This is a genomic window from Aquimonas sp., assembly GCF_044377145.1.
Taxonomy (GTDB): Bacteria; Pseudomonadota; Gammaproteobacteria; order Xanthomonadales; family Xanthomonadaceae; genus Aquimonas.
The window spans coordinates 1-8,693 of record NZ_JBILJQ010000121.1; the positions used below are offsets into that span (position 1 = coordinate 1).

Annotated in this window: 6 protein-coding genes; 5 read left to right on the forward strand and 1 reads right to left on the reverse strand. The window is 66.9% G+C overall.

All coding sequences use genetic code 11. The features are described 5' to 3' along the window. Positions 1-449: 449 nt before the first annotated feature. From ACIQ7H_RS21045 to ACIQ7H_RS21065, 5 genes are all read left to right on the forward strand, one after another. Positions 450-710 (forward strand): hypothetical protein, encoded by a 261-nt coding sequence (locus tag ACIQ7H_RS21045; protein WP_395795257.1) that lies wholly within the window; start codon positions 450-452, stop codon positions 708-710. A 22-nt stretch (positions 711-732) separates the two neighbouring features. Beyond that, positions 733-2,799: a tail fiber domain-containing protein gene (locus ACIQ7H_RS21050; RefSeq protein WP_395795259.1), complete on the forward strand. Its 2,067-nt coding sequence runs from the start codon at positions 733-735 to the stop codon at positions 2,797-2,799. Between the two features lie 275 nt (positions 2,800-3,074). Next, on the forward strand, positions 3,075-3,929 hold the full coding sequence (locus ACIQ7H_RS21055) for a hypothetical protein (protein WP_395795261.1): 855 nt from the start codon (positions 3,075-3,077) through the stop codon (positions 3,927-3,929). Between the two features lie 348 nt (positions 3,930-4,277). Next, entirely contained in the window at positions 4,278-6,329 is a 2,052-nt protein-coding gene (locus ACIQ7H_RS21060) for a choice-of-anchor Q domain-containing protein (protein ID WP_395795263.1), read from the forward strand. 265 nt (positions 6,330-6,594) lie between these two features. Further along, the gene (locus tag ACIQ7H_RS21065; RefSeq protein ID WP_395795265.1) at positions 6,595-7,059 is read left to right on the forward strand and encodes a GNAT family N-acetyltransferase; all 465 of its coding nucleotides are present in this window, start codon (positions 6,595-6,597) and stop codon (positions 7,057-7,059) included. Between the two features lie 514 nt (positions 7,060-7,573). Here the strand turns inward: ACIQ7H_RS21065 and ACIQ7H_RS21070 are convergent. Further along, a complete protein-coding gene (locus ACIQ7H_RS21070; RefSeq protein ID WP_395795267.1) occupies positions 7,574-8,386 on the reverse strand; it encodes a formylglycine-generating enzyme family protein in 813 nt (270 codons plus the stop codon). Positions 8,387-8,693: the final 307 nt, after the last annotated feature.

Below are 8,693 nucleotides of genomic sequence, written 5' to 3' on the forward strand. Positions count from 1 at the left end.
CGCGTCTGCTTCTTCTTCGCCGTGTAGGCCAGAGAGTCGAAGGTGGTCTGCTTCATGGGGTGACTGTCATGTGGGTGATGCACAAATTCTACCAGCCGGGCTGGGATAAAACAGAGGTTCCCTAGCGACCCCTGGTTAGTCGCCCCCGCGAAGAGCCTGTCCTCGCGGAGGCGGGGACGCGGGCCCAGACATGACTTGCAGCAGCGGCAAGAGCACTGGATCCCCGCCTTCGCGGGGATGACGGACCGATGTTTCTCCGAGAACACCTGGCCCGCCACGCGGGGCTGAGAAGCTCTCAAGTGCGGCGCACTGCGCGCGAATCGCAATGGCTCGAACGGGCCCTCGGCAAGGTCAAGTCGGCGCGTCGGCGGGGGCGGCTGAGCCGACCTGCCGATTCTGGATATGGATTTCCGTATCGAGAACCAGAGCCACTTCGGACGCCGCCCACCATGCACCTTCGACTCGCGATCCCGATTCTGCTGCTGGTCACAGCAGCGCCTGCGGTCGCTGCGGACAGCCCTCGCTTCCAGGCCAGCGCCAGCATCGAACCGCGCCGCACCAGCGATGACGGCCGCTTTACCGCCGTCGCCCAGATCCGGCGCGAATACGCCGCGGCCACCCGTGGCGGTCGCTTCGTGCTCAAGGCCACCGCCGCGACCTGCGATCCGAACGACGACAGCCTGTTCCGCAACGGCTTCGAAACCCCCTGATTTCCTGTCCCTGGAGAACTCCATGCGCATCTCGATCCTGACCCTGGCGCTGGCCGGCGTGCTGTCCGCGCTGCCCGCAGCCGCCGACACCCTGAGCTTCCGCGGCCACTTGGAGGACCGCGAGGCACCGGCGAATGGGCGCTATGACCTGCGTCTGTCCGTGCACGCTGACGCCAAGCGCGCGGCGCCGCTCGGCTGGCCCATCGAGTTTCCCGCCGTCACCGTGACCGACGGCGCCTTCGAGCTTGAGTTCGATCTGCCAGCGGGCGCTGAAGAGGCCTGGGTGGAGCTGTCCGTGCGCGCGCCGGGCGAGGCGACGTGGAGTGCCATCCCCGGCCGCACCAAGGCCACCGCCGCTACCGCCGCGATCGGCCAATGCTGGAGCAGCACCGGCGATGACGGCAGCAACCCCGCACTGAATTTTCTTGGCACCACCGATGCGCAGCCGCTGGTGCTGCGCACGCGCAATGTGCAGAGCCTGCGGCTGGAGCCCAGCACGATCCTGTTCAATGGCACGTCGATCACGGCGAATATCATCGCGGGCTCGTCGGCCAACAGTGTCACCCCCGGCGTGCGCGGTGCCACGATTGCTGGGGGTGGTGTGCCCTCCGGTGAAAGCGATCCTGACTACTTCGATGAAGCGCCCAATCGCGTGGCCGATGCCTACGGCACGGTAGGTGGTGGCTACAACAATCGCGCCGGAGATGGCGCGGGATCGGTAACTGATCGTGGTTTTGCGACCGTCAGCGGGGGATACAGCAACGAGGCCAGCGGCACGCAGAGCTTCGTCGGCGGGGGCTTTCGCAACGCTGCTACTGAGATCATAAGCACGGTGAGCGGGGGCAGCAGCAACACCGCTAGCGGGACAGCGAGCATTGTGGGCGGTGGCAGCAGCAACACGGCTAGCGGGACAGCGAGCATTGTGAGCGGGGGCAACGGCAACAGCGCTAGCGGGTCAAGCAGCACCATCGGAGGCGGCGATTCCAACCTCGCGTCCGGGCAAGACAGCGTCATAGGCGGCGGCCGCAGCAACACCGCGAGCGGTTCGTGGAGCACAGCGGCTGCAGGTCGCGACAACATGGCGAGCGGCCCGAACAGCGTGGTCGTGGGCGGCTCCAACAACACGGCCAGCGGGGTGTTGAGCGCAGTCTCTGGCGGCATTGGCAACTGCGCTGGAGGCGACGCCTCCTGGGCGGGTGGACGCGAGGCGAAGGTGCGCCCCGGTGCGGGCTCTGGCGCCGGCGCTGATGGCTGCGCTGGCGTCCCGGAGTCCGGCGATACTGACGGTGACAACGGAACGTTTGTCTGGGCCGACGATCAGGGCTCAAGCTTCGTCTCCACTGGCTCGCGCCAGTTCCTCGTCCGCGCCCAGGGCGGCATGGCGATCAACACCAACACGCCGGCCGCAGGCGCAGCCCTGACGGTCAACGGCAACCTGGCAATAGCGACCACCGGCACGCTCGGCTTTGGCTCGCAAACCCGGCAGATGCTCAATCTCTGGGGCCCGGCCAGCTACGGCATCGGCGTGCAGAGTGACCGACTCTACTTCCGCAGCTTCAGCGGTTTCAGCTGGTTCCAGGGCGGCGCGCACAACGACGCGGCCGACAACGCCGGCACCGGCGGCACGCTGCGCATGCGGCTTTCAAATACCGGCCAGCTGCAAACCAGCACCGGCACCATCAGCACGCTGTCCGACGCGCGCTTGAAAGACGAGATTGCCGACTACTCCGGCGCACTCGATCGCATCAATGCGCTGCGGCCGGTCACCTATCACTACCGCGACGCCGGCAAGGCCGCCTTTCAGCCCGAGGGTACGCACTTGGGATTCGTCGCACAGGAAATGCAGCAGGTGTTTCCGCAGTGGGTCAGCGAGGGCGACGACGGCCACTTGATGTTGTCGATGCGCGGCTTTGAAGCCGTTGCCGTCGGCGCGCTGCAGGAGTTGAGCGCGGAGAGCGCGCTGCAATCCGAGCAGGACACCCGGCACCTTGAGCGCCTCAGTGCGCTGGAAGCAGAGAACGCCGAGCTGCGCTCGCGCCTCAACGCAGTCGAACGTGCCCTCGCCCAGCTTGCGGCAACGCCAAGGTGACGTACCGCCGACACACGCGCCAACCGAATCGGGTCTGACGCACGGCAGGTGACTTCCCGCCAAGGCCTGGATTGACTGCTCCAAGCAGGCTGCTGAATGGGGGCCCGCGAGTCCTGCCCCAGCTAAAGCCGGGCGCGGCCGCGCGTCAGCAGACGGCGGTCTGGCCCTGCTCGCTCGACAACAGCGCTCGGCGCCCGCCACCTCTGCAGCACCCAGCCGCTATGCTGCGTCCAGCCCGGCCTGTGCGGCCTGGACTTCCCCAAGGCGAGACGCTCATGCACCGATTTCTGTTTCGCACGCTGTCGCTTTGGGCGATGTCGTTTGCCCTCGTCGGCGGGTTCGTGGCCGGTACCGTCCAGGCGGACCCTCTCCGCATCAATGGAGAGCTGAAACAGACCGAAGGCGTATTGCGCGAGGCCGTCAGCGGCGATGTCGCCTGCTACCTGCAGTTGGAGAACGACGCCGGCGAGCGCTTCGACGAGTCGGCCGTGTTCGAGCTGTGCGAAGACCCGGCCCTGATCGGTCAGCGGCTCAAGCTGAGCTACACGGTTGAGAACGTGCTGGCCGAGGCGTGCCAGGGTGATGTCGATTGCGGCAAGAGCGATCAGGTGGTGCTGGTCAGCGCGGCGCGCGTGTTGAGCCCATCGACGCCCACCGCGAAGTCACAAACGTCGTTCTGCAGCACGACGGAAACCGTCGCATTCGCCTGCCGGGTCGGCGGCAAGTTGGTGTCGGTGTGCGCGTCGAACGACGCCTCGAATGTGTCCGGCTATCTGCAGTACCGCTTCGGCAAGCCCAACGCCGCCGCAGCGCTGGAGCTGGCAGTGCCGAATGATCGCCCGGTGCCCCGGCTGGCCTCGCGCGGCGAGTCGACGCCGTTCGCCGGCGGTGGCGGCAGCTGGCTGCGCTTCCACAACGGCCGCCACGCCTATGTCGTCTACAGCGGTATCGGCCGTTGGGGCGCGGGTGGCGAGACGATCGAGCTGCAGGGTGTGCAGGTCGAGCGCGACGGCACCGCCATCGCCACCCTGCCCTGCACCGGCCCGCTGAAGAGCGCGCTCGGCCCGGACTGGTTCGAGGAGGTAGGCGTGATCGCCGAGGGCGAAGAGTTCTACTTCCCGGAACCTTGATCAGAGCACCGGCGCGGGCAGTTCCGGCAGCGGCATCAGCGTGCGGGTGTTGATGCATCTCCAGCCTGTGCGCGGGCCGGCGCCGCTGGCGCTTTGGCTTTGGGCTTGGACATCCCTGCGCCGAGCCCGAGTCGCCGCGGTGAACCGGGCGATATCACCGGTACGCCTGGATCCCGCGGCTATCAGGCGAGGTGAGGGTGCGGCCGCTGCATCCAGCGCGCACGCCGTCGCTGCGGTCCCGAGCTGGGCTTGCGCAGCGCATGTCGCACCCCGCGCCCGCGCTTCGTATGGATTGCACGAACGCCGGCCGCCAAAGGGTCGCGCGACTTCCCACCACCGGAGCGTGCAATGAATACTCTGAGAAACCTGCGCGGCCTGATTGCTGTGGCCCTGCTTTTCAGCGGCGGCTTTGCCCATGCTGGCAGCGTATTGAGCTGGCCCGGCAGCGGCGGCTGTGGCGGTACGCTGCAGGCCTGCATCGACAGTGCGCCGGCCGGCGCGACGATCGATCTGGTGCCGACGGTAGCGATCGCCGAGAACCTCAGCTTCGGCAAGAGCCTCACCCTGCGTGGCCGCGGTGCCGCCCGCGCCCGGTTCGCCGACGGCCGTCGCATCAATGTGAGCACCACGGGCAGCGCCGATCTGGTCTTGCGCCTGCAGGACCTCGGGTTCGAGAACGGTCGGGTCCAGGTCAACCACGCCAGCAGCGGCCGGGCCCAGGTGGAAATCACCGGCCTGCGCATGCGCGCCAACCGAGCCAGTGAGCACAGCGGAATCATCGTCGAACTCGGCTCCAGCAGCAGCACGCTGGTGCATGAGGTGCGGATCGAAAACAACGATGTCGAACTGATCGCACCGACCCTGTTCGATGCCGGCATTGAGCTGCGGGTGTTCGGCAGCGGACGGCGGGCGCTGTTCGATGTACGCCACAACCGCATTCGCGCCGGTGCGGCGGGCGATGGCGTCGGCCTGCAGTTCGATGTCGCCGGCGGCGCCGATGTCGACGTGATCGCGTATGCCAACGAGATCCAGGGCGCGTTCTCGGACGCGCTGCGGGTCAGCGAGGGCCGCTTCAGCAGCACGGGTTCAACGCTGCGCGCGGATGTGGTCAGCAATGCGCTGGCTGGCGGCGGCAATTTCAAGGGCGGCGGCCTCTCTGTGGTGACCAACAACGGCACCATCGAGCTTGAGGCCATCAACAACACGATCGTGTTCGGCAGAGGCCTGTCGATCTCTTACTGGGGCGGCACCGGCGGCACACCCACCGGCCAGGTCAGCGGCGGCATCTTCAACAACCTGATCGCCTACACCCGCTTCGGCCTGCAGAACACGCCCAGCGCCGGCGGCAATGCCACCGTCGACTGGAACCTGAAGTGGCAGAACAATCCGCCCGGCCTGCATACCGCCGGCGCCAATGACATCAGCGCGGAACCGCAGCTGCGCTCGATGTTGGCGCCGCGGCTGAGTTCGGCCTCGCCCGCGCGCAATGCCGGCAACGGCCTCGCCCTGCTGCGGGCGCCGGCGGACCTGATCCGCCACGATGCCGACGGCCTGCGTCGCCTGGTCGGCGCGGTCGATATCGGCGCCTTCGAGTTCGGCCATCGCGCCCTGCTGCGCCGCAAGCAGACTGCGGCCAACGTGCCCGAATTCCCGCTGGTCGATGCTGAGCTCGACCTCGATGCCAACCGCCGGATCTTTGCCACCAGCCACTACTTCGCGGGCGGCCCGACCAACGCGCACCCGGTAACCGTCAACTTTTTCGACCAGTGGTTCATCACCAATTCGAATGGCCAGACCATGCTGCAGAACGCCGCCTTCAACGTGTTCGCGCCGCTCGGCACCAGCACCAATGGCGTGTTCCAGCATCTGGCCAGCGGCACCAACACGCTCGACGGCGCCAGCGTGATCGACTGGGTCAACCTCAACAGCACGCCGGACGCGTTCGTACTGGCGACGCAGGCGACGCCGTTCGGCATTCCCTTGCACACCGGGCCGGTGGTGCTGTCGTATCTCGGCAACCGCTGGAATGTGGTCAGCGCCGACGGCAGCAACCTGCGCACCAATACGCGCTGGAACCTCTACCAGCAGGCGCCCAGCCCGCAGGCCTTCCGCCACGAGGTGCGCGCCGACAATCGCAGCGGCAGCACCGGCAGCCTGATCAGCCACCCGCGGCTCGACGGCGTGGCCTGCGCGGAGATCCAAGTCACAGCGCTCGCGGGCGGCAGCGCCGCCGGTTCCATCCTCGACGTCGACTACGATTCCGTGACCGGACGGCACCGCTTGAATTCGCTCAACGGCAACCTGCCGCTGGGCCGCGTTTACCACGTGCTGGTACTGCCCGAGCAGATCGAGGACTGCGCGGGTGGTGCGCTGTTCCGTGATGGGTTTGATGGGGTGTGAGGCCAGAGACGCCGAGAGAGAATCGCCGATGTGCTACGACCGCCAGCGAGCTTGCGCCGACGCAATCTCGATGGCGGTCGAAGTGCGCTCTGCCGCTGAAGTGGAGCGCGGACGCAGCGCATTGGCGCGTTGCCGCTGTTGGCGCGTGCGGGTGTCCGAACTGCAGTCGCAGAACTTACAGTAGGCAGGCTTCAAACCGCAGCGCGCTTGCCCGGCCCGGCGCAAGGCAGCAGCTCACAGCCCACCAGCACCGCCACGAACCCACATGCGAATCGAACTCGACGACCCCTCACGCCCCGATGTGTTCGCCCTGCTGGATGAGCACCTGCGCAACATGCGCGAACTCTCGCCGCCGGAGAGCGTGCATGCGCTGGATGTCAGCGGACTGAAGCGCGCCGAGGTCAGCTTCTGGTCGGTGCGCGAAGGCGACACCCTGTTGGGCTGCGGCGCCTTGAAACAGCTCGATCCGCAGCACGGCGAACTCAAGTCGATGCGCACCCCGCAGGCACTGCGGCGGCGCGGTGCCGGTCGGGCGATGCTCGCGCATCTGATCGAAGAAGCCCGCCGCCGCGGCTACACGCGCCTCAGCCTGGAGACGGGATCGATGGAGGCGTTCCGACCGGCGTGGCAGCTGTACTCGAGTTTCGGCTTCAGCTACTGCGGGCCGTTTGGCGAGTATCGGGAAGATCCGAACAGCGTGTTCATGACGCTTGACTTGGCGGCAGCCTGACAGGCGCCACGACAGCCCGAGCCCGAGCCCGAGCCCGAACCCGAACCCGAACCCGAACAAGCATGCGGGCGCCCGACTCACAAGACCAGGCCCAAGGCCAGCTCTGCCCGCCGCGCACCGAAGCGGTGCCAGCAACCAGCGACTCGCGCGAAGCGGTCAGAGCGCGACGCGGGCGCTGCATCGTGACGCGGAGTGCTGCCGATCCGTGCCAGAAAGCGCGCGCATCCAAGCGCCGCAGGTTCTGCATCCATGGGCTGCGCGCTGTGGGCAGCACGTCGCCGCACGGCTTCTGTAGCGCGACCGCGATCAGCCCTCAAAACCGTTCCCAAAAATCCGCGCAGGCAGCAGTTCGTAGGCGCCGATATCGCACAGAGCCTGGCCATCGCCATTCTCATCCTGCGGCCGGCGGGTGCCTCGGCATCACGGGGCTGCCCCGTCCGAAAAGCCCAGTAGAAAAATCCCACACGCGCCTCCGGCGCGTGCTTGAGGCACTGCCTCCGGCAGCGCCCTGGGCTCAGGACCTCAGGACAAGACGAAAACCCAGGCCGTCGCTGCGGTTGCCGGGCTCGAACGCGAAGCGGAGGGCGGAGCGGCAGTACCCGGCGGAGCTGAGCCACGAACCGCCGCGCAGCGCGCGCGCAGCACCCATGGGACCCTCCGGGTCCAGCACCTCGGCATCCGTGTAGTCGCGCAGGCCATCGCGACACCATTCAAAGACGTTGCCATGCATCTGATACAGGCCCCAGCGGTTCGCCGGCAAGGCCTTCACCGGCACCTTGCGCCAGCGGTACTCGCCTTTCGCACCCTGGTTGTAAGGGTAGTTGCCGTCGTAGTTCACCCACGCGGGCGTGATCTGCGCGCCAAAGAAAAACGGCGTATCCGTGCCGGCGCGGCAGGCGTACTCCCACTGCGCCTCGGTGGGCAGGGCGGCGTCAGCATCCACGCCCGCAGGCCGCAGCGCCGTCAGAAAGGCCTGTACGTTCTCGAAGCTGACGTTCTCCACCGGACACTGCGCATCGTCAGAGAAGCGACTTGGATTACTGCCCATCACCACCGTCCACAGCGCCTGCGTACACGCCGTATCGGCCAGCCAGAAACCGGCACTGATCGTCACCCGGTGGCGCGGGCCTTCATCCTCATTACATTCGGGTTCTGGCGGCAGCTCCGGGTCTGATGGGCCTGGCGAGCCCATCCAGAACTGACCCGGCTCGATCCAACGCATACGCTGGCGCTGCTCGCCAATGACAAATTCAGCCCACAAGCCATACAGATCATCGCCCCAAGCCTCAGCCCAGTGTGGCGGGAACAAGGTGGGTTCGCGGTTCATGCTGGGCACAGAAGTTCGGCAGGAATCGCGAAAAAATGCTGGCTCACTTTGGTTTGCCTTTTTTCGGTCTGAATGCCTCCAAAGCGCGTTCCAGCAGCGTCGGCCCGGCGTCCCGCCGGGCAGGTGCAGGCGCCTCCGGCGCCAACTCAGGCACTGCCTCCGGCAAGGCCACTGGGCTCTTGCGGAACGTGTCAACCCTTTCCCAACACTCGGCGACGTTTTTTCTAACTAACCACCTCCGGCAGATCGAGCTCAACGGGTGTGGATCTGGCCTTGAGCGCGCCGGGTGTGCTGAGCAGCTCAGCTG